The sequence below is a fragment of the Streptomyces sp. NPDC033178 genome (assembly GCF_055577685.1).
In genome coordinates this window covers 595,970-615,730 of the sequence record NZ_JBVIPT010000002.1, presented here as the reverse complement: position 1 = coordinate 615,730, position 19,761 = coordinate 595,970, and the positions used below count along the sequence as shown (strand labels likewise).

Genomic DNA, 19,761 nt, shown 5'->3' with positions numbered 1-19,761 from the left:
GGCTGCGTGAAGAGCGAAGACACCCCCTTCGAAGGCGGCCCCCTGGACGGCCGGGTGCTGCCGGTCCTGCTCGGTCCGACCGGACACCCGCCGAAGGTGTACCGGGTCCCGGTCCCGGACAACGCCGGTGGCCCGCCGACCGTGCTCGTCTACCGGCGGGTGCAGGCGGGGACCAGCAGGCGGCTGGCGCTGCATCAGGGATGGAAGTACCAGTACGACCCCACGGACACGGGCGGCGGCAGGCTCAGGTGGCCGTGGTCCAGGCCGGAGGCCGAGCCCGACACCGCGGCGCGCATCAAGCCAGACGCCACGCCGGACGGCAAGTCGGACGACACCGACGAGTGACCTCGTTGGGCCGGATCGCCCACGCTCGCCGCGCGGAGCTCGCGCGCGCGTCTGACGCTCGTGGTGCGGAGGAGCGGAAGGTCCGCGCCCCGCACCGGAGGTGATGACGTGTCAGGAAGGCTTCTGCGGCTGGTCTGTACGGCGGCGATCGCGGCCGGCGCCGTCCTCGCACCCGGCCCGGCGGCTGCGGTGCCCGAGCCCGGTGAGAGTCCGGTGGCCGAGCCCGGCGAGAGCTCGGCACCGGATTCCGTACCGGAAGGCGAGCCGTCCGTGGCCGAGTTGCTGACCGACCTCCAGCGGCTGTACCGGGAGGCGGAGGAGGCGACCGAGACGTACAACGCGACCGAGGAGAAGCTGAAGCGGCAGCGGACCGAGGTCGCGAAGCTCAACGGGCGCCTCGCCGCGGCCCGGCTCTCGCTCCAGGGCAGCCGCGGCGCCGCGGGACGGCTCGCCCGGCAGCAGTACCAGGGCACGAGCGAGATCTCCTCGTACGTACGGCTGCTGCTCGCCCGCGATCCTCAGCACGCGCTCGACCAGGGCCAGGTGATCAGGCAGGTCTCGCTGGAGCGCGCCGGAACGATCGACCGGCTGGTGGTGGACGAGAGAAGGACCGACGGGCTGGCGCGGGAGGCCCGGCGCGCGCTCGACGAGCAACTCACCCTCGCCGAACGGCAGAAGAAGGACCGTGACCTCGTCGGGAAACGGCTGAAGGACGTCGAGGAGCTGCTCGTCTCGCTGTCCGCCGAACAGCTCGCCCGGGTGGCCGAGCTGGAGAAGTCGGGCGTGGCCGAGGCGCAGGACGAGCTCGTCGCCTCGGGCGCGCTGAGCAGTGCGCGACCGCCCTCCGGTGAAGGGGACCGGGCGCTGCGCCATGCCGTGGACCAGATCGGCAAGCCGTACGAGTGGGGCGCCGAGGGACCTGACACGTACGACTGCTCCGGTCTCACCTCGGAGGCCTGGGGCAGCGCGGGCCGCGCCATTCCCCGTACCAGCCAGGAGCAGTGGGCCCGACTGCCTCGCGTGGAGCTGAGCGAGCTGCGCCCTGGGGACCTGGTCGTCTACTTCCCCGAGGCCACCCACGTCGCCATGTACCTCGGCGACGGCATGGTCGTCCAGGCTCCGAGACCGGGGTCGACGGTCAAGGTGTCCCCCATCGCGGCCAATCCCGTACTGGGTGCCGTGCGGCCGGACCCGGGAGGAGAGCCGCTGCGGACCTATGTCCCGCCGGAGCTCCCCGAGGGCGCGACGGACGGTTCGGACGAGGGCTACAGCGCCGCTTCCCGCCCGGGGTCGCGGGGAACTGCGCAATCAGCCGCAGCCGACCCGCAGCCGGAGTGAGAGCTCGGGCGCCGGTCTCAGGAGAGCGGCCAGTTGCGCAGGGCGGCGTCGGCCATTTCCTGGAGTTCGTCGCGGCCCACACCGCTCGCGGCCTGCACTGCGATGCCGTACCCCAGGGCGGTGAGGTGGCGGGCCAGTAGCCCCGGATCGGTCTCCGGGGGCAGGTCGCCGTCGTCGACGGCCCGCTGGAACCGCTCCCGGATGAGGGAGTAGCCGTTGTCGCGCCAGGCGACGAGAAGGTCACGGACTTCCCGCCCGGAGTCACTGACGCTCAGGGCGCCCTGGACGCCCAGGCAGCCGTTGGGGTGGGCCGGGCGGGTGGTGGTTCGAACGGTGCCGGCCAGGATGGCGGTGGCGACGCCGAGGGCGGTCGGCTCCTCCAGGGCCCGGGGCAGGTAGGCGCTCGGGCCCTCGGTGTAGCGCTCCAGGGCCCTGCGGAACAGCGCCTCCTTGTTGCCGAAGGCCGCGTACATGCTGGTGGTGGAGATGCCCATCGCATTCGTCAGGTGGGCCAGGCTGGCCCCCTCGTAGCCGTGCTCCCAGAAGACCAGCATGGCCCGTTCGAGAGCCTCGTCGGCGTCGAACCCTCGCGGTCGGCCGATGGGGCCGTTCTGTTTCGTCTCCACCCCCGCAGTCTACCTCTTCCGCATCGATCGATACGGAAGTGCTATCGTTCGACTTCTGCAGAGATCGATGCAGAAGTCGAAGGAGGCTGTTCACATGTGGACGCGGTTCCGGACCTGCACCGGGAGCTGCGCCGGCAGACGCGAAGAACAGTCCGGATACCGACAACAGCCCGCTCGGGCCACTTGATTCTGGAGGAAAGACATGACCGTCACACTGATCACCGGAGCCAACAAGGGCATCGGCTTCGAGACAGCCAAACAGCTTCTGGAGTTGGGCCACGTCGTCTACATGGGCGCGCGTGACGTCGAACGAGGTGAAAAGGCCGCGGCAGAGCTCGGCGCGCGATTCGTGCAGCTCGATGTGACCGACGACGCATCGGTGAGCGGCGCGCTGGCGACGATCGGTTCGGCCGAGGGCCGCCTCGACGTGCTCGTGCACAACGCGGGCATCCTCGGGAGCGAAGTCAGCGACGGTCCCTCGGCTCTGCGAATGTTCGACACGAACGCGGTGGGAATCGTGCGCGTCACGGAAGCGGCACTTCCCCTGCTGCGCAAGTCCTCGAACCCCACCGTGGTCACCGTTTCGAGCAGCCTCGGGTCGTTCTGGGCGGTCAACAACCCGGACCGGCCGGAGTTCAACGTGCCGTTCGCGCTCTACTCCGCGTCAAAGTCGGCGGCGACCATGCTCACGGTCCAGTACGCCAAGTCCCAGCCGGGCATCAAGTTCAACGCACTTGAGCCCGGCACCACCGCCACCGACATGACCGCGGCCCTCGGAATCGGAAGGCCGGTGGAGGAGAGCGCCAGGACTGTCGTGCGCCTGGCAACCCTCGACGCGGACGGTCCCACCGGAACTCTCCAGGACGAGAACGGGGAGTTGCGCTGGTAGCCGTGCGGGCACGAGCACGTCGAGGGGCGGCGCGACCGACCCGTCAGGCTCCGGCGACCGAGGCCAGATAGGCGCCCGTCTTCTCCGGGTCGTAGAAGAAGTTCTCGAAGTCCGAGGGGTCGTTGAAGCCGTTCGCGAAGCGGTCGGCCACCGGGGGGAGTTGGCCCGCCGCGCCGATCAGGTTGAGGACGTGCTCCGGCGGTGCGCCGAGCATCGCGTTCGTCCACTTGGTCACGTGCTGGGCCGTGTCCCAGTACCGCTCGAACGTGTCCCGCATCCACGTCTCGTCGAACTCCTTCTCACCGTGCGAGAGGATCGAGTCGAGGTACGAAGCGGCGCACTTCGAGGCCGAGTTGGAGCCCTGGCCGGTGATCGGGTCGTTCGCCACGACCACGTCGGCGACGCCGAGGACCAGGCCGCCGCCGGGCAGTCGGCCGACGGGGTTGCGGACCGTGGGCACGTAGCGTCCGGACAACGTGCCGCCGGCGTCGGTGAGTTCGACCTTGGTGGCCCGCGCGTACTCCCACGGCGTGAACCGCTCCATGAGTTCCAGGGTCAGGGAGAGGTGTTCGGCCGGGTCCTTGACGCCCTGGAAGGCGTCCAGCGGGCCGCCGGGTATGCCCTCCCAGAAGAGGATGTCCGCCCGGCCGGAGGTGGTGAGGGCGGGCATGACGAAGAGTTCGCCCACGCCGGGCACGAGGTTGCAGCGCACCGCGTCGTAGTCCGGGTGCTCCGGGCGCGGGCCCAGGCCGTGGACGTACGCGACGGCCAGCGCGCGCTGCGGCTCCGTGTACGGGGAGCGGGAGGCGTCGCGGCCGAACATCGACACCAGCTCGCCCTTGCCCGCCGAGACGAGGACCAGGTCGTACGTACGGGAGAAGTAGTCGAGGTCGCCGACCGCCGCGCCGTGGATGACCAGTTGGCCGCCGCGCTGGGCGAACGTCTCCATCCAGCCGGCCATCTTGACGCGCTGGTCGACGGACTGGGCGTACCCGTCGAGCCTGCCGACCCAGTCGATCACGCGCTGGGTCGGCCCCGGGTCGTGCGAGCCGGGGGCGGCGACCGAGACGCCGAGTCCTTCGATCTTCGGGGCCTGGGACTCCCAGAAGTTCACCTGGAGTTCGCGCTCGTGCTGCAACGCCGTGTGGAACATGCACTGCGTCGACATGACCCGGCCGGTACGGATCTCGTCCGCCGTGCGGTTGGACATCAGGGTGACCTCGTACCCGTTCGACTGGAGACCGAGGGCGAGCTGGAGTCCGGACTGGCCGGCTCCGACCACGAGTATCTTCCGCATGCCTGTCCTTCTCTGCGTACGTCTTGTTCCGGCGTCTGGTTCCGGTTATCCCGGGCTGACTTCGAGTGCGTGGCCGACGAGGGCCAGCAGGGTCTCGATGGCCGAGAACCTGCTGCGCGCGTCCATGATCATGACAGGTATGCGCGGAGGGATCGTGAGGGCCTCGCGTACGTCCTCCGGCTCGTACTTCTCGCTGCCGTCGAAGTGGTTGACGGCGACGACGTACGGCAGCCCGCAGCTCTCGAAGTAGTCGAGCGCCGGGAAGCAGTCCTTCAGGCGGCGGGTGTCGGCGAGGACCACCGCGCCGATCGCCCCGCGCACCAGGTCGTCCCACATGAACCAGAACCGCTGCTGCCCCGGCGTGCCGAACAGGTACAGGACCAGGTCGTCGTCGAGCGTGATGCGGCCGAAGTCCATGGCCACGGTGGTGGTCAGCTTCTCCGGGGTCGAGCTGAGGTCGTCGGTGTCCTCGCTCGCCTCGGTCATCAGCGCCTCCGTCTGGAGGGGCGTGATCTCCGAGACGGCGGTGACGAGGGTGGTCTTGCCGACGCCGAAGCCGCCGGCCACCACTATCTTCGTGGCGATCGGGGCGCGCGTACGGTCCTTCTGCCACGCCTTCAACTCCTCGTCGGGCTCGACGAGTTGGGAGGACGTGGCGAATTGCCCGTATCGGGCGGCATCCGAGACGCGGGAGGCGTCAGAGACGACGGAGTCCACTCAGCACCCTTTCCAGCAGAGCGCGGTCCGGCTGTCCCGGGCCGTGACCTGTTCCGTACACACGGATCTTTCCCTGGTCCGCCAGGTCGCTGAGCAGCACCCGGACCACACCGAGCGGCATCTTCAGCAGGGCGGCGACCTCGGCCACCGTACGCATCCGGCGGCAGAGTTCGACGATGGCCCGCATCTCCGGCATCACCCGGGTGGAGAGGGAACCATTCTCCAGTTCCGGGCGCTCCGGCGGGGCTTCGAGCGCCGCCACGAACGTCTCGACGAGCAGGACGTGCCCGAAGCGCGTACGGCCGCCGGTGAGCGAGTAGGGGCGTACGCGGGCGGGTTTGCGGTCGCCGCCGCGGACCGGGAGCCTGGGCGTGCCGCTCACGTCGTTCACTTGGCCGCCTCCATCGTCGTGGCCTCGATCGACTGCCGCAGTTCGCTGCGGAGTTCGGGGGTCATGACGTGTCCGGCGCGGCCCACGAAGAGCGCCATGTGGTAGGCGACGACGCTCATGTCGCAGTCCGGGGCGCCGTGCACACCGAGCAGCGAGCCGTCGCTGATCGACATGATGAACAGGCCGCCGTCCTCCATCGCGACCATCGTCTGCTTGACGCCGCCGCCGTCCATCAGCTTGGCGGCGCCGATGGCGAGGCTGCCGATGCCGGACACGATGGTCGCCAGGTCCGCCGCGGAGCCTTTGGGGCTCGTGCGCTTCTCCGTGGTGCGACGGGCCTGGGCGTTTCTCCCGGGGTCGGAGGAGAGCAGCAACAGGCCGTCGGAGGAGACCACCGCGACCGACAGGAGCCCCGGCACCTCCTCGACGAGGTTCGTCAGCAGCCAGTGCAGATTGCGGGCTTCACTGCTCAGTCCGAAGGTACTGGGCGCGGTCAACTGCTTGCCTCCTCGACTGTGTCCCCCTTGGTTTCTACGGCATGTGCGGCGGGCTGCTGCAGCCCCGACGTCTGTTCGGCGATCTCCGCTTCGACCTCACGGCGGCCGTGGTTCGCGCCCCGGTGGAATCCGCCGAGCCTGCGGCGCAGGGCCTCGGCGTCCACGGACGCGTTGCGCGGCCTCGCCGCCGGGGCGGGCGCGGAGATCTTCGGGGTCCGCTTGGGCAGCCCCTTGTCGGTGACCGGCTCGTCCGGTTCCTGCGTTGTCTGCGGTTCCTGCGCTGTCTGCGGTTCGTGAGCCGACTGCGGCGCGTCCGGGACGCGTTCGTGGGCGTCCGGGCCGATGGCGTACGGGTCGGCGCTCGTCTGGGCGGGGAGCGTGACGGGCGGGGCGGTGGCTTCGGCTTCGCGGGCCTCGGGCTCGCGGACTTCTGCTTCGACGGGCTGGGAGGGGTCCTCGGCCGGGGGTACCGGTGCCATGAGCACCATGGTCGTCTCGGGGCCGGTGGCTCCGGGCGGGGCGGCGGGCTCGGTCGGGTCCACGGCCCCGGCGAGCGGGGAGGACGGCTTCTCCTCGGCGCCGCTCTGCGTGCTCGCGTCCTCGTGGTCCTCGTGTACGGGACTGTCGGCGAGGGGCGTCTCGCCGGTGTCCCGCAAGGTCTCCTCCGCCGCCGCGATCAGCGGGTCGCGGTCCGAACGGGCGTACAGGACGTTGGAGTTGACCTCGGCGTCCGCGCCCGGGAGGGAGAGCGCGGGGGCGCCGCCCGCCGTGCGGGCGGTGGCCGCCGAGGGGACGGCGACGGCGGGCGCGGCGGCGAGCAGGGACTTGGGCAGGACGACGACCGCCGTGATGCCGCCCTGCTTCTGCTCGCGCAACTGCACCCGTACGCCGTGCCGGTGAGCGAGCCGGGCCACCACGTACAGGCCGAGCCCGAGGCCCTCGCCGCTCTCCTGGTCGTACGCGTCCCCGGGGTCGAAGTCCGAGAGGCGGGCGTTGAGCTGGGTGAGCCGGTCGCCGGTCATGCCGATGCCCTCGTCCTGGACGGAGAGCATGACCTCGCCGCTCTCCAGGAGCCAGCCGGAGACCTCGACGGGCAGGTCGGGCGGCGAGAACGACGAGGCGTTCTCCAGGAGTTCGGCCACCAGGTGGCTGATGTCGTCGGCGGCGAACCCGGCGAGGTGCGCGTGCGGCGGCAGCGCGGCGATCCGCACCCGCTCGTACCGCTCGATCTCGCTGACGGCGGCGCGTACGACGTTGACGAGCGGGACCGGGCCGGGGTGCTGGTGGCCGTGGTCGGCGCCCGCGAGGACCAGCAGGTTCTCGCTGTGGCGGCGCATGACGGTGGCGAAGTGGTCGAGCCGGAAGAGGGTGGCGAGGCGGTCCGGGTCCTGCTCGCGCTCCTCCAGGCCCTCGATGACGCCGAGTTGGCGCTCGACGAGGCCGAGGGTGCGCAGGGCGAGGTTGACGAAGGTGCCGTGGATGCTGCTGCGGACCTGCTCCAAGTGGGCGACGGCGTCCGCGAGTTCGGAGCGGAGCCGGTCGCGCTCGTCGGCCATCTTCTGGCGCTTGCCGATGAGGTGCCTGCGGTCGTCCTCCAGGGTCGCCAGCCGCTCGTGGGCCGCGAGGGCGTGCGCGTGGAGCGCGTTGACGGAGCGTACGACCTGGGCGAACTCATCGTTGCGGCCGGTGAACCTGACCGGTTCCTCGGTGGCCGGTTCGGCGGCGACGCGGGCCGAGCCGCGGCGCAGGACGGCGAGCGGGCGGGTGAGCGAGCGGGCCATGCCCGTGGCGACGCCGACGGCGAGCAGCATCAGGGCGCCGAGGATCGCGATCCGGATCTCCAGCGCGGTGACGTCGTCGTCCCTCAACTGGGCGAGTTCCTTGGCCCGTTGGGTGTTGAGGGAGGCCTCGACGCCGCGCATCTGCTCGACGCGGGCGGAGAGCGCGGCGTCCAGCTTCTTGGTGTCGGTGTCGAGTTGGGAGCCGGAGAGGGTGGGCCGGCCGGCGAGGTTCGCGAGGTACTTCTCGGCGGTGGTGACCTCGGGGCCGGTCACCGTGGAGTCGTACGAGGCGCGGTCGGTCTTCGGCGCGGTCTCGCGGAAGCCGGTGATCGCCGCCTGCTCACGGACGTTGGACTGCATGGCGGCGGCCGTGAGCGCGTTGCGCTGCTTGGTGTCCGCGGCCGTCGACGTGGTGCTCGTCGTGGGCAGGCCCGTGATCGGGTCGGTCCCGGTCTGTGTGGAGGTGGGGACGTTGAGGGCCGCGAGGAGGAGGCCGCGGGTCGCGGCGGCCTGCTGGACCGCGGTGTCGAGGTCGGCGAGGGCGTGCGCGCCGGAGCCCGCGCGGGGCGGGAGCTGCTCGGCCAGTTCCTCGGCGAGGCCGTGGAGTTCGGTGAGGGCGGCGGAGTACGCCTGATGCGCTTCGAGAGCGGTGTTCTTCCCGGTGAGGGCCGCTCGGCGCACGGTGGCGATGTTGTCGAGGGTCTCGCGGAACGCCGCGGGGGCGTCGGCCTCGACGGCTTCCGCGCGGAGTTCGTCGACCTGCCGGTCGACGCGGGCGCTGCGGCTCTCGGAGGGGCCCTTGCCGTCGGGGCGGCCGGCCGCGATGTAGGAGGTGACCTCGTCGCGCTCGTCGGAGAGCGAGTGGGCGAGGGCCAGCGCGTCCTGGGTGCGTCCGGCGAGCGTCACCAGGTTCTGCGAGTCGTTCAGTTCGCTCGACGCGGCGATCACGGACGGGGTACCGGCTCCGGCGATCGCGGCGGCCACGACGGCGACGGCGATGATCAGCCGACTGCGTACGTGCGCGGGGCGACCGCGGCCCGCGGGGTCCGGGATGTTCTGTGCGGTAGGCGAGTTCGGCGTGTGCCCGGAGGCTTCACCCGAGGCCGACTGCCTGCCTTTGCGCCGAGGCCGCATTTTCTGCACCGGTGCTCGCATTCTTGACTCGTGTCCCCATGGGCCCGGGTGACTGTCCGTCAACTCGCGTGTCGTCCCGGTACGGCTCCCGACCCTCCCAGTGCCGGTGGGCAGTGGTCGCGCATCGCCTGACCCGCCACACGAAGGAGTGAACATCCCCGAGGAGCGGACCGGCAAGTTCCCGTGGCGCGTGCGACACCCTTGCGCGGCGGGCCGGTTGGACGTCCACGGCGACCGGTGGCAGGATGCGCCACCACGCTTCAGCGGAGTCGGTGATTCCACCTCAAAACAGGCGCCTGACCTGCCTGTCAGGGACGATTCGAGGACGGTTGCCAGCCTTTGGCGAAGCTTGTGAAGGCCTCGTGCAGACTGGCCGAATGCGCTCGGAACTGATCTCGGTCGCCGGTGACCCGGCCCGCCCCGACGAGGACTACGCGTCGCTCGGACTTCCCGCCTCCGGACAGGGCGGTTCGCTCGTCGTCCTGGACGGTGTGACGCCTCCGTCCACCGACTACGCCTGTCTGCATTCCGTCCCCTGGTTCACGGCCCGGCTTGGCGGATCCCTGCACGAACTGTCCGTTTCACGGCGAGATCTGACGCTGAGCGAGGTGCTCGCGCAGGCCATCCTGCGTACCGCCGACGCCCATCGAGCCACCTGTGACCTTTCTCACCCACGCACCCCACAGGCAACCGTCGTCCTGGCCCGCTGGTCCCCCCAGTCCGTCGAGTACCTGGTCCTCTCGGACTCGGCCCTCCTCGTGGAATCCCCCGCGGGCGAGGTCACCCCGCTCCTCGACGACCGCCTCTCCCGGATCCCCCGCGCCACCCTGACCTCCCACACCGCCACGGACGCCACCCTCCGCAACAAGGAGGGCGGCTTCTTCACAGCGGCGGCGGACCCCTCGGTGGCGTCCCGAGCGGTGACGGGCACCCTCCCCCGCTCCGACGTCCGCGCCCTGGCCGCCCTCACGGACGGCGCGACCCGCTGGACGGACAAGTTCCACGAGGGCGGCTGGACGGACTTGTTCGCCCTGGTCCGCAAGGAGGGCGGTCAGTCCCTGATCGACCGCGTACGGGCACTGGAACTGGCGGATACGGACCGCGTGTTCCTGCGCCGCTCGAAACGGCATGACGACGCGACGGTGGCGTACGTGGAGTTGTAGGCCGACCGACGGTGGTCCACGCGGGGTGCCGGTCAATCGGCGGTGGTCTGCGCGGGGTTGTGAGCCGATCGCGGCTGCGCTTCAGGCTCCCGGCGACCAGGGCGTGCCCCTTTAGGGGCGCGGGGAACTGCGCACAGCCACAGCAGGCCCGCAGCCATCGAACAACCCCGGGTGGGAACCCATCTAGCCCTCAACCCCCCGGTTCAGCCTGTGCAACAACCTCGCCAGCTCAGCCACTTCCTTCCGGTCCCAGCTGGCCAGCTCCCGCACATACCGCGCCCGCCGCGCATCCCGCACGGCACGAAACCGTACCCGCCCCTCCTCCGTGAGATGAACGAGCCAGGCCCGCCCGTCCGCGGGGTCCGGCTCGCGGGCGACGACGCCCATCTCCTCCAGCGCCCGCAGCTGCCGCGACATCGTGGCCTTGCCGACGCCGATATAGGCGGCAAGCTCCGTGGCCCGCTGCCGGCCGAGTTCCTCCAGCCGTACGAGAAGGCCGTACGCGGAGGACTCCAGGTCGGGATGGACCTCCCGGACCATCTCACCGGAGGAGGCGCGGGCGCGCCGCAGCAGGACGGTCAGCTCACGTTCCAGCGCCAGGAACTCCTGGTCCACCCCGCCCTGGTCCACACCACTCGCCGGGGCGCCGGATTTCGTCCGGTGCCCTTCGCCGTTTCCGCCCTCGTGCACGTCAGCACCCATGACCCGGTTTCCCGATCGTGAAAGTTTCCGCCAAAGACCGCCATTGCCGCAGCTGGGCCAGTATTTCGCAGGAATAGACCAACGGCAGCCTCCGGCCCCTCTTTCCGGCCGGTCGTCGCGGCGCGTAGCTTCGCTGACAGGCACTCAATGGCATGCCCACGCCACTACCCGCATCGAGCACTCTTCGAGCACGTTCCCCGCACCTTCGAGCACGTTCCGGCACCTTCGAGCACGATCCCGCACCCTCGACCACGTCGAGCCTTCGGAGGCACGCAATGCCCGTGCACAGATCCCGATTACTGCTCGCAGCCCTCTTCTCCCTCACCTCTCTCCTCCTCACCCTCACCCTCCCGCTCCCGGCCCGGGCGGCCGACGTCCCGCCCCGGGGCTCCGCCCACATGGGCATGGGCGTCATCCCGCACGACGGCCAGGGCGGTCTGCCGACCCCCGGTGACGCCACGCAGACGGAGGGCGTGGACGTCAGCAGCCACCAGGGCAACGTCGCCTGGTCGACCCTGTGGACCAGCGGGGTCAAGTGGGCCTACGTCAAGGCCACCGAGGGGACGTACTACACGAACCCCTACTTCGCCCAGCAGTACAACGGCTCGTACAACGTCGGCATGATCCGCGGCGCGTACCACTTCGCGACCCCCGACACGACCGGCGGAGCCGCCCAGGCCAACTACTTCGTCGACCACGGCGGCGGCTGGTCCAGGGACGGCAGGACCCTGCCGGGCGCTCTCGACATCGAGTGGAACCCGTACGGCGCGGCCTGCTACGGCAAGACGCAGAGCGCGATGGTCACCTGGATCCGCGACTTCCTGAACCAGTACAAGGCCCGCACCGGCCGTGACGCCGTCATCTACACGGCCACCAGCTGGTGGACCGAGTGCACCGGCAACTACGCCGGCTTCGCCTCCGCCAACCCGCTCTGGATCGCCCGCTACGCCTCGGCGGTGGGCACACTCCCGGCGGGCTGGAGCTACTACACGATGTGGCAGTACACCTCGTCCGGCCCGACGGTCGGCGACCACAACCGGTTCAACGGCGCCCTGGACAGGGTGGTAGCGCTGGCCAACGGCTGACCCGTACCCACCGACGACCGCGTCCACCGACCGCGTCCGCCCACGACCCGCGCGTACGTACGCGGAAGGCCCGAGCCCCTCGAAGAGGGACCCGGGCCTTGCGTTACCGGTGGACGTCCGTCACGCCGCCACCGGAACCTCCGTCGCCGCGCCGTTCGTCGCCGGGGCGAGGGCCAGTTCGAGGACCTGGCGGACGTCCGTGACCGCGTGGACGTCGAGCTTCTCCAGGACCTCGGCCGGGACGTCGTCCAGGTCGGCCTCGTTGCGCTTCGGGATGATCACGGTCGTGACCCCGGCCCGGTGCGCGGCGAGCAGCTTCTGCTTCACGCCGCCGATCGGGAGGACCCGACCGGTGAGCGAGACCTCGCCCGTCATCGCCACGTCCGTGCGGACCAGCCGGCCCGACAGGAGCGAGGCGAGGGCCGTCGTCATGGTGACGCCGGCGCTCGGGCCGTCCTTGGGGACCGCGCCGGCCGGGAAGTGGATGTGCGCACCCCGGTCCTTCAGGTCGCCCACCGGCAGTTCGAGTTCGGCTCCGTGGCTCCTCAGGAAGGAGAGCGCGATCTGCGCCGACTCCTTCATGACGTCACCGAGCTGTCCGGTGAGGGTCAGACCCGACGCGCCCGTCTCCGGGTCGGCAAGGGACGCCTCCACGAAGAGGACGTCACCGCCCGCGCCCGTGACGGCGAGGCCCGTCGCCACGCCCGGCACCGCGGTGCGGCGCTCGGCCGGGTCGGTGGCGGACTCGGGCACGTGGTGGGGCCGGCCGATCAGCGCGCGCAGATCGTCGGCGCCGACCGTGAACGGCAGTTCCCGCTCGCCGAGTTCGTGCTGCGCGGCGACCTTGCGGAGCAGCCGTGCGACGGACCGCTCCAGGTTGCGTACGCCCGCCTCCCGCGTGTACTCGCCGGCCAGCTTGCGCAACGCGCTCTCGTCCAGGGTGACTTCGGCCTTCTCCAGACCGGCCCGCTCCAGCTGTCGCGGCAGCAGGTGGTCCCGGGCGATGACGACCTTCTCGTCCTCGGTGTAGCCGTCCAGCCGCACCAGCTCCATACGGTCGAGCAGTGCCTCCGGGATGGCTTCGAGCACGTTGGCCGTGGCGAGGAACACCACGTCGCTCAGGTCGAGTTCGACCTCCAGGTAGTGGTCGCGGAAGGTGTGGTTCTGCGCCGGGTCGAGGACTTCGAGCAGGGCCGCGGCCGGGTCGCCCCGGTAGTCGGAGCCCACCTTGTCGATCTCGTCCAGCAGGACCACCGGGTTCATGGACCCGGCCTCCTTGATGGCCCGAACGACCCGGCCGGGCAGCGCGCCGACGTACGTGCGCCGGTGTCCGCGGATCTCCGCCTCGTCCCGTACGCCGCCGAGGGCGACCCGGACGAACTTGCGGCCCATGGCGTGCGCGACGGACTCGCCGAGGCTGGTCTTGCCGACGCCGGGAGGTCCGACGAGCGCGAGCACGGCACCGCCGCGGCGGCCGCCGACGACACCCAGACCCCGGTCGTTGCGCCGCTTGCGCACCGCCAGGTACTCGGTGATCCGCTCCTTCACGTCATCGAGGCCGGCGTGCTCGGCATCCAGGATCGCCTTGGCGCCCTGGATGTCGTACTCGTCCTCGGTGCGCTCGTTCCAGGGGAGCTCCAGGACGGTGTCGAGCCAGGTGCGGATCCAGGAGCCCTCGGGCGACTGGTCGCTGGAGCGCTCCAGCTTCTCGACCTCCTTGAGCGCGGCCTCGCGGACCTTCTCGGGGAGGTCGGCCGCCTCGACGCGGGTCCGGTAGTCGTCGGACTCCTCGCCCTCCGCCTCGCCGTTCAGCTCGCGCAGCTCCTTGCGGACGGCCTCCAGCTGGCGCCGCAGCAGGAACTCCCGCTGCTGCTTGTCCACGCCTTCCTGTACGTCCTTGGCGATGGACTCGGCGACATCCTGCTCGGCGAGGTGCTCGCGCAGCTGCTCGGTGGCGAGCTTCAGCCGGGCCACCGGGTCGGCGGTCTCCAGGAGCTCGACCTTCTGGGCGGTCGTGAGGAACGGTGAGTATCCGGAGTTGTCGGCGAGTGCGGACACGTCGTCAATGGCCTGGACGCGGTCCACGACCTGCCAGGCGGCACGCTTCTTCAGCCAGTTGGTGGCCAGCGCCTTGTACTCCTTGACCAGCTCGGTCACGGCGCCGGGCAGCGGGTCGGGCACGGTCTCCTCGACCTGGACGCCCTCCACCCACAGAGCGGCTCCGGGGCCGGTCGTACCGGCACCCACGCGGACCCGGCCGCGGCCGCGGATCAGGGCGCCGGGGTCGCCGTCGGCGAGGCGTCCGACCTGCTCGACCGTGCCGAGCACGCCCGTGTTCGCGTACGTCCCGTCGATCCGTGGAACAAGCAGCACCCTCGGCTTGCTTCCTCCACTGGAACGCGCGGCGGCCTGTGCGGCCTCCACCGCGGCCCGTACATCCGTGTCGTTGAGGTCCAGGGGCACCACCATTCCGGGCAGCACGACCTCGTCGTCGAGCGGCAGCACGGGCAGGGTGAGCGGAACGGACGTCAAAGCCATGATCTCCCCTTCGGCAGTCAAGTTGAGCTATGCCGACTCAATGCATGTGAGCCTTCGATTGTTCCCCAGGCGCTGTTCGCTGTGAGCGATCACGTCGGTGAACGCCGGTGAACGTCTCGCCCGGCCGGTGCGTCACAGGTGCAGCGTCGGATTGCTCGTCCGTTCCAGTCGTCTGCCTCGGGGGCATCATGTGGACCGCTCGGCTGCGTAGGTTTCTCGTTGTCACAGGCCTGTTCGTCACCGCGGCCGTCGGAGCCTCCGGATGCGCGGACAAGTACGGCGACGGCGGCTCACGGCACGACCCGGCCCGTACCGCGGAACGCGCGCGTCAGGTCTCCGACGCCTGGGAGGGCTCGGAGGCCGCACGGGTGTGGCGTGAGGGCTACTTCCCGCTGGGGGATCCGGTCCGCCTGCCCGAGGGGGCGTTCCACAACGACGCCGACAAGCAGGCGTACCAGCGTCAGAACTTCGAGCTCCGCGCTTCCCTTCCCGGCGCCCCGCCGAAGAAGGGGGAGGTCCGCTGGGCCAGCGGCGACTCGCTGGCCCTTCCGGTCGTCTCCGCGCGGGCGGCGTACGAGAAGGTCGGCGGGGCTTCCGGTCCCGGGCCCCGGCTCACCGTGACCGGTGCGCGGCTCGGGGAGATGACGATCCACACCAGCCGGGGGACGGCGACGGTCCCCGCCTGGCACTTCACGATCAAGGGCTACGACACCCCGCTCAAGCGCGTCGCGGTCGTCGCCTCGAAGCTTCCCAGGCCCCCGGTCAAACCCCTGCCGGACCTGTCGGCCGCCCTGTGGGAGCTCGCCGGGCTGGACACGGTGTCGCGGGACGGCCGGACCGTCGTCCTGCGCGCCCACCACGGGTCCTGTGACGACGGCCCCGGGGTCGCCGTGCTGGAGAGCGAGGACAACGTGGTGTTCTCCGCCTGGTTCCGCAACCCCTCCGACGGTCCCTGCACATCGGACCTGCGCGCGAAGAAGGTGACGGTGAAACTGGACCGGCCGGTCGGCGACCGCATGCTCCTCGACGCGTTCACGGGCAGGCCCGTGCCGTACGAGGGGTCTCCGTGGACCCGGTCGTCGTCCTGGAGCTGACCCGCCACAGCAGCGGCCAGGTGGCCACCCCTATGGCCAGTGCCATCAGGTGTCCCCAGTTCGTCATCGGATCCGTGAAGGCGATCAGGTCACCGACGACCATCCAGCCGAACACCGCGAGCACGGTCAGGCACAGCCAGGGCCGCAGCAGCCCGGCCAGCGCGCCGACGCTCGCGGCGACGCCGAAGCTGATGCCGTAGTCGTAGCGGTGGAGCGAGCTCTCGGGGAGATGTCCGGCGAGGACGGAGAGGCCGACGGGTATCTCGGTGGCCAGCGTCGCCAGGCCGTGGCCCAGCAGGAAGACGCCCGCCGTACGCCACCCGCCGATCCGCCGCTCCAACGCGGTGAGCACCAGCAGAAAGGCGATCACGTACGCCGACGTGAGGCCGCCCGCGATCCACAGCGCGCTGGCGACCAGCACACGCACCGGCGACTGCGCCAGATGCGCCACATCGGTACTGGACGCCTGGAGCACCCGGCCCACCAGGCCCGGGTCCGCGTACTCGGCGATGAGAGAGGTCACCGCGAGGACGACCGCGTACCCGAAGGTGAAAGGGGTCCCGGTGGGCGTGGGGAACAGCCGCCAGGGCCGGACGCGGCGGAGGCGGGCGGGCAGGGGCCGGGCGCTCCCGGTGGTGGCGGGCGCGTTCTCGGCGACGGCGGGCGCACGGGCGGCGACAGCGACGTGCGCGCTCTCGACGGCGAGAGGCCGCTGCCGCGGGATGCCGTCGAGCCCGGCGGCGGGAGCGGCGTACGGATCAGTGGCGCGAACGGCGTCCGGATCGGCGGTGGAGCCGGTGGAGGCGGAGGGTGCAGCGGGGTTCCTCGTCTCCGCGCCGCTCGTCACAGGCCTTTTCACCGTGGAGGCTCCTTCCGTCACCCCCACCCTCAGCTTCGCACGGCCGGGCTGTCTGTGACGGGCACCACGGAAGGGCCGATTCACAGCCCTCTCCCACGGTCGGGTGCGGCCGTCTCCCATGGGCGGGGGCGGCCCGGCGCAATTCAGCTGCTCGTGCTGGGGGAACTTGCCAGGATGGCCGCATGACCACCTCGCACGACACCTCTTACGACGCCTCCCACGGCGCTCCCGAAGTCATCGACCGTCGCGAGGGGCCGTTCGGCGAGGTCGTGCTCCGCCGCCACGGTGGGCTGCTGCAGATCATCGCCAACGGCTGTTTCCTCATGGACACCTCCGACGGGCGCTCGGAGAGACGGCTGGTCGAGGCCGCGCTCGGCGCGCTGGACGGACGGCCGGGGCCCGACGTCCTGATCGGCGGTCTGGGCGTCGGCTTCTCGCTCGCACACGCGGCCGCGGAGCCGCGCTGGGGCCGGATCGCCGTCGTCGAACGGGAGCGGGCCATCATCGACTGGCACCGGGCCGGGCCGCTCGCCGGGCTTTCGTCGCGGGCGCTGGCGGATCCGCGCACGGAGATCATCGAGGCGGATCTCGTCGCATACGTCAATGAGACGTCCGACACGTACGACGCACTGTGCCTCGACATCGACAACGGACCCGAGTGGACCGTCACGGAGGGCAACGAAAACCTCTACTCGACGGCCGGACTCGCCGCGTGCGCAAGGGCGTTGAGGCCCGGCGGAGTACTGGCCGTCTGGTCCGCCCAGCCCTCGTCTGATTTCGCAAGAACCTTGGGGAATGCCGGGTTCCGACAGGTGCGTACCGAAGAGATCCCGGTTGCCCGGGGCGTTCCGGACGTCGTACATCTCGCGATCGGGCCTGGATAGCCGAGCGGCGGTCACTGCCCGTACCCTGCTGACCTGACGCCGATCATTCAAGCGTCAAGCGCAGTCATGGAATCACCCCACTGGTTCCGGAAAGCACACTCAGGGGCGGGCGATGGAGCAGACACACACCTCCCAGAACGGCACGGCGGCCACGCCGGGCGCTCAGCGCCGGGTACTGGTGATCGAGGACGATCCCACGATCGTGGACGCCATCGCCGCCCGCCTGCGCGCCGAGGGATTCCTCGTGCAAACGGCGGGTGACGGGCCGGCCGCCGTCGACACGGCCGAGGCATGGCAGCCCGACCTGCTGATTCTCGACATCATGCTGCCCGGTTTCGACGGCCTGGAGGTCTGCCGACGGGTACAGGCGGCCCGTCCGGTGCCGGTACTGATGCTCACCGCGCGCGACGACGAGACGGACATGCTGGTCGGGCTCGGCGTGGGCGCCGACGACTACATGACGAAGCCGTTCTCGATGCGTGAGCTGGCCGCGCGCGTGCACGTACTGCTACGACGCGTGGAGCGCGCCGCGCTGGCCGCGTCGACGCCGCGCTCGGGCATCCTGCGGCTCGGCGAGCTGGAGATCGACCACGCGCAGCGCCGGGTCCGGGTGCGCTCCGAGGACGTGCATCTCACGCCCACGGAGTTCGACCTGCTGGTCTGCCTGGCGAACACGCCGCGCGCGGTGCTCTCGCGCGAGCAGCTGCTGGCCGAGGTGTGGGACTGGGCCGACGCGTCCGGCACCCGCACCGTGGACAGCCACATCAAGGCGCTGCGCCGGAAGATCGGCGCCGAGCGCATCCGTACGGTTCATGGCGTGGGCTACGCGCTGGAGACCCCGACGCCCTAGAGTCGGGCACCCTGGTTGAGGGGGCGGAAGTGATGAGCGGTATCGGTGCGTGGCGCAGGAGCGTGCTGGCGGGTGCGGGTTCCCGTTCGCTTTTCGGCAGGCGCCCGGGCCCGGGCAGGCGCTCGGGTGCGAGGTCGCACACCGGCTCGGACGCGGGACCGCTCGCCGACTCGGGTACGGGTGCGTTCGTCGGCCCCGGTTCGGATTCACCACCCCATACCGGTCCTGGTACCGGTATCGATGCCGGTACCGGTTCGGGCTCGGTGTCCGGACTGAGTCCGGCGCCCGACTCGAGTGCGGCGTCCGGATCGGCATCGGTTTCCGGAACGGCCCCCGCTTCCGCGATGGCGTCGGCCGCCGGTACCGCCTCCGCGGCGGGATCGGCCACGGGCTCCTGGGGCGAGGTGCGGCCCTTCTCGATCAAGACGAAGCTCGGCGCTCTGGTCGTCGTCTCGGTCTTCATCACCACCGGTCTGCTGATGATCGCGGTGCGCACCGAGACGGAGCTGCGCTTCATCACGGTCTTCTCGGTGATCGCGACCCTGCTGATCACCCAGTTCGTGGCGCACTCGCTGACGTCCCCGCTGGACGAGATGAACACCGTGGCGCGGGGCATCTCGCACGGCGACTACACCCGCCGGGTCAGGGGCGCCGACCGCCGCGACGAGCTGGGCGACCTGGCCCAGACGATCAACCGCATGGCCGACGACCTGGAGGCCCAGGAGCGCCAGCGCAAGGAACTCGTGGCGAACGTCTCCCACGAGCTGCGCACCCCCATCGCCGGCCTGCGCGCGGTCCTGGAGAACGTGGTGGACGGTGTCTCCGCCGCCGACCCCGAGACGATGCGTACGGCCCTGAAGCAGACGGAGCGGCTGGGGCGGCTCGTGGAGACGCTCCTGGACCTCTCCCGCCTGGACAACGGCGTCGTACCGCTGCGCAAGCGCCGCTTCGAGGTGTGGCCGTACCTGTCCGGCGTACTGAAGGAGGCCAACATGGTCGCCTCCGCGCGCGCGGGCATCGCCTCGGGCTCCGGCAGCCACACGCGTACGGACGTCCATCTGCACCTGGACGTCTCGCCGCCCGAGCTGACCGCGCACGCGGACCCCGAGCGGATACACCAGGTCGTCGCCAACCTCATCGACAACGCGGTCAAGCACAGCCCGCCGCACGGCCGCGTCACGGTGAAGGCCAGGCGCGGCGAGGGACACGAGTCGCTGGACCTGGAGGTCCTGGACGAGGGTCCGGGCATCCCGCGCTCCGAGTGGCACCGGGTCTTCGAGCGGTTCAACCGCGGCGGCGTGGTCGCGCCGCACGGTCCCGGCAGCGACGGCGGTACGGGTCTCGGGCTCGCGATCGCCCGCTGGGCGGTGGATCTGCACGGCGGCCGGATCGGTGTGGCCGAATCCCCGCGTGGTTGCCGGATCCAGGTCACTCTTCCGGGAGTGCCTTCCCTTGACAGGTTGACGTAGGGTTCAAATCTAGAGCCCAAGATCCATGAGTGAATCGTGTGATCGGGCAGCAGGACACGTGTCATCGCGCGGTCCTCGTACGGAGGCTCGGTCTTTCGGGGC

18 protein-coding genes are annotated in these 19,761 nt (G+C 70.8%); 9 read left to right on the top strand and 9 right to left on the bottom strand.

Annotation, left to right across the window (positions count from 1 at the left end; translation table 11 throughout):
- The first annotated feature begins 6 nt into the window (after nucleotides 1-6).
- Nucleotides 7-345, top strand: coding sequence for a hypothetical protein (locus ACZ5VQ_RS06645; protein ID WP_469103940.1), 339 nt, complete (start codon nucleotides 7-9; stop codon nucleotides 343-345).
- Between the two features lie 108 nt (nucleotides 346-453).
- Nucleotides 454-1,683, top strand: coding sequence for a C40 family peptidase (locus ACZ5VQ_RS06640; protein WP_469103939.1), 1,230 nt, complete (start codon nucleotides 454-456; stop codon nucleotides 1,681-1,683).
- A 17-nt stretch (nucleotides 1,684-1,700) separates the two neighbouring features.
- On the opposite strand, the gene ACZ5VQ_RS06635 is transcribed toward ACZ5VQ_RS06640, so the two are convergent.
- A complete protein-coding gene (locus tag ACZ5VQ_RS06635; RefSeq protein ID WP_469103938.1) occupies nucleotides 1,701-2,309 on the bottom strand; it encodes a TetR/AcrR family transcriptional regulator in 609 nt (202 codons plus the stop codon).
- Between the two features lie 202 nt (nucleotides 2,310-2,511).
- Between ACZ5VQ_RS06635 and ACZ5VQ_RS06630 the strand changes: the two genes are divergently transcribed.
- Complete coding sequence (locus ACZ5VQ_RS06630; protein WP_469103937.1) at nucleotides 2,512-3,198, top strand: SDR family NAD(P)-dependent oxidoreductase; 687 nt, start codon at nucleotides 2,512-2,514, stop codon at nucleotides 3,196-3,198.
- A 43-nt stretch (nucleotides 3,199-3,241) separates the two neighbouring features.
- Here ACZ5VQ_RS06630 and ACZ5VQ_RS06625 read toward each other — a convergent pair whose 3' ends face one another.
- The 5 genes from ACZ5VQ_RS06625 to ACZ5VQ_RS06605 are packed head-to-tail and all read right to left on the bottom strand — an operon-like array spanning nucleotide 3,242 to nucleotide 9,024.
- A complete protein-coding gene (locus ACZ5VQ_RS06625; protein WP_469103936.1) occupies nucleotides 3,242-4,495 on the bottom strand; it encodes a styrene monooxygenase/indole monooxygenase family protein in 1,254 nt (417 codons plus the stop codon).
- Between the two features lie 45 nt (nucleotides 4,496-4,540).
- Nucleotides 4,541-5,212 carry a GTP-binding protein gene (locus ACZ5VQ_RS06620; protein ID WP_469103935.1) on the bottom strand — a complete coding sequence of 224 codons (672 nt, stop codon included), beginning with the start codon at nucleotides 5,210-5,212 and terminating at the stop codon, nucleotides 4,541-4,543.
- Nucleotides 5,193-5,594: a DUF742 domain-containing protein gene (locus ACZ5VQ_RS06615; protein ID WP_186001158.1), complete on the bottom strand. Its 402-nt coding sequence runs from the start codon at nucleotides 5,592-5,594 to the stop codon at nucleotides 5,193-5,195. The genes ACZ5VQ_RS06620 and ACZ5VQ_RS06615 overlap by 20 nt, the downstream gene beginning before the upstream one ends.
- A 5-nt stretch (nucleotides 5,595-5,599) precedes the next feature.
- Nucleotides 5,600-6,100, bottom strand: a complete 501-nt coding sequence (locus ACZ5VQ_RS06610; protein ID WP_362086359.1) for a roadblock/LC7 domain-containing protein — start codon at nucleotides 6,098-6,100, stop codon at nucleotides 5,600-5,602.
- Nucleotides 6,097-9,024 (bottom strand): sensor histidine kinase, encoded by a 2,928-nt coding sequence (locus ACZ5VQ_RS06605; protein ID WP_469104076.1) that lies wholly within the window; start codon nucleotides 9,022-9,024, stop codon nucleotides 6,097-6,099. The genes ACZ5VQ_RS06610 and ACZ5VQ_RS06605 overlap by 4 nt, the downstream gene beginning before the upstream one ends.
- A 368-nt stretch (nucleotides 9,025-9,392) precedes the next feature.
- Between ACZ5VQ_RS06605 and ACZ5VQ_RS06600 the strand changes: the two genes are divergently transcribed.
- Nucleotides 9,393-10,178 (top strand): protein phosphatase 2C domain-containing protein, encoded by a 786-nt coding sequence (locus ACZ5VQ_RS06600; RefSeq protein ID WP_469103934.1) that lies wholly within the window; start codon nucleotides 9,393-9,395, stop codon nucleotides 10,176-10,178.
- Nucleotides 10,179-10,361: 183 nt separating this feature from the next.
- On the opposite strand, the gene ACZ5VQ_RS06595 is transcribed toward ACZ5VQ_RS06600, so the two are convergent.
- The gene (locus ACZ5VQ_RS06595) at nucleotides 10,362-10,868 is read right to left on the bottom strand and encodes a MarR family winged helix-turn-helix transcriptional regulator (RefSeq protein ID WP_200401513.1); all 507 of its coding nucleotides are present in this window, start codon (nucleotides 10,866-10,868) and stop codon (nucleotides 10,362-10,364) included.
- 287 nt (nucleotides 10,869-11,155) lie between these two features.
- On the opposite strand from ACZ5VQ_RS06595, the gene ACZ5VQ_RS06590 reads away from it, so the two are divergent.
- Entirely contained in the window at nucleotides 11,156-11,965 is an 810-nt protein-coding gene (locus ACZ5VQ_RS06590; RefSeq protein WP_469103933.1) for a lysozyme, read from the top strand.
- Nucleotides 11,966-12,085: 120 nt separating this feature from the next.
- Here the strand turns inward: ACZ5VQ_RS06590 and lon are convergent, their stop codons facing one another.
- Complete coding sequence (gene lon / locus ACZ5VQ_RS06585; RefSeq protein WP_469103932.1) at nucleotides 12,086-14,503, bottom strand: endopeptidase La; 2,418 nt, start codon at nucleotides 14,501-14,503, stop codon at nucleotides 12,086-12,088.
- Between the two features lie 188 nt (nucleotides 14,504-14,691).
- On the opposite strand from lon, the gene ACZ5VQ_RS06580 reads away from it, so the two are divergent.
- Nucleotides 14,692-15,597 (top strand): hypothetical protein, encoded by a 906-nt coding sequence (locus tag ACZ5VQ_RS06580; protein WP_469103931.1) that lies wholly within the window; start codon nucleotides 14,692-14,694, stop codon nucleotides 15,595-15,597.
- Here the strand turns inward: ACZ5VQ_RS06580 and ACZ5VQ_RS06575 are convergent.
- Nucleotides 15,536-16,456, bottom strand: coding sequence for a rhomboid-like protein (locus ACZ5VQ_RS06575; protein ID WP_469103930.1), 921 nt, complete (start codon nucleotides 16,454-16,456; stop codon nucleotides 15,536-15,538). The two genes, ACZ5VQ_RS06580 and ACZ5VQ_RS06575, sit on opposite strands and share 62 nt — an antisense overlap.
- A gap of 182 nt (nucleotides 16,457-16,638) precedes the next feature.
- On the opposite strand from ACZ5VQ_RS06575, the gene ACZ5VQ_RS06570 reads away from it, so the two are divergent.
- From ACZ5VQ_RS06570 to ACZ5VQ_RS06560, 3 genes are all read left to right on the top strand, one after another.
- Nucleotides 16,639-17,340 carry a spermidine synthase family protein gene (locus tag ACZ5VQ_RS06570; protein ID WP_469103929.1) on the top strand — a complete coding sequence of 234 codons (702 nt, stop codon included), beginning with the start codon at nucleotides 16,639-16,641 and terminating at the stop codon, nucleotides 17,338-17,340.
- A 112-nt stretch (nucleotides 17,341-17,452) separates the two neighbouring features.
- Nucleotides 17,453-18,190: a response regulator transcription factor gene (locus tag ACZ5VQ_RS06565; RefSeq protein WP_055617694.1), complete on the top strand. Its 738-nt coding sequence runs from the start codon at nucleotides 17,453-17,455 to the stop codon at nucleotides 18,188-18,190.
- Nucleotides 18,191-18,534: 344 nt separating this feature from the next.
- On the top strand, nucleotides 18,535-19,659 hold the full coding sequence (locus tag ACZ5VQ_RS06560; protein WP_362086382.1) for a HAMP domain-containing sensor histidine kinase: 1,125 nt from the start codon (nucleotides 18,535-18,537) through the stop codon (nucleotides 19,657-19,659).
- Nucleotides 19,660-19,761: the final 102 nt, after the last annotated feature.

What these genes read in the sequence shown, in the direction of transcription:
- ACZ5VQ_RS06630 (WP_469103937.1), top strand. Translation starts at nt 2,512, where the DNA reads ATGACCGTCACACTGATCACCGGAGCCAACAAGGGCATCGGCTTCGAG.
- ACZ5VQ_RS06625 (WP_469103936.1), bottom strand. Translation starts at nt 4,495, where the DNA reads ATGCGGAAGATACTCGTGGTCGGAGCCGGCCAGTCCGGACTCCAGCTC.
- ACZ5VQ_RS06600 (WP_469103934.1), top strand. Translation starts at nt 9,393, where the DNA reads ATGCGCTCGGAACTGATCTCGGTCGCCGGTGACCCGGCCCGCCCCGAC.
- ACZ5VQ_RS06590 (WP_469103933.1), top strand. Translation starts at nt 11,156, where the DNA reads ATGCCCGTGCACAGATCCCGATTACTGCTCGCAGCCCTCTTCTCCCTC.
- lon (WP_469103932.1), bottom strand. Translation starts at nt 14,503, where the DNA reads ATGGCTTTGACGTCCGTTCCGCTCACCCTGCCCGTGCTGCCGCTCGAC.
- ACZ5VQ_RS06580 (WP_469103931.1), top strand. Translation starts at nt 14,692, where the DNA reads ATGTGGACCGCTCGGCTGCGTAGGTTTCTCGTTGTCACAGGCCTGTTC.
- ACZ5VQ_RS06570 (WP_469103929.1), top strand. Translation starts at nt 16,639, where the DNA reads ATGACCACCTCGCACGACACCTCTTACGACGCCTCCCACGGCGCTCCC.
- ACZ5VQ_RS06565 (WP_055617694.1), top strand. Translation starts at nt 17,453, where the DNA reads ATGGAGCAGACACACACCTCCCAGAACGGCACGGCGGCCACGCCGGGC.
- ACZ5VQ_RS06560 (WP_362086382.1), top strand. Translation starts at nt 18,535, where the DNA reads ATGGCGTCGGCCGCCGGTACCGCCTCCGCGGCGGGATCGGCCACGGGC.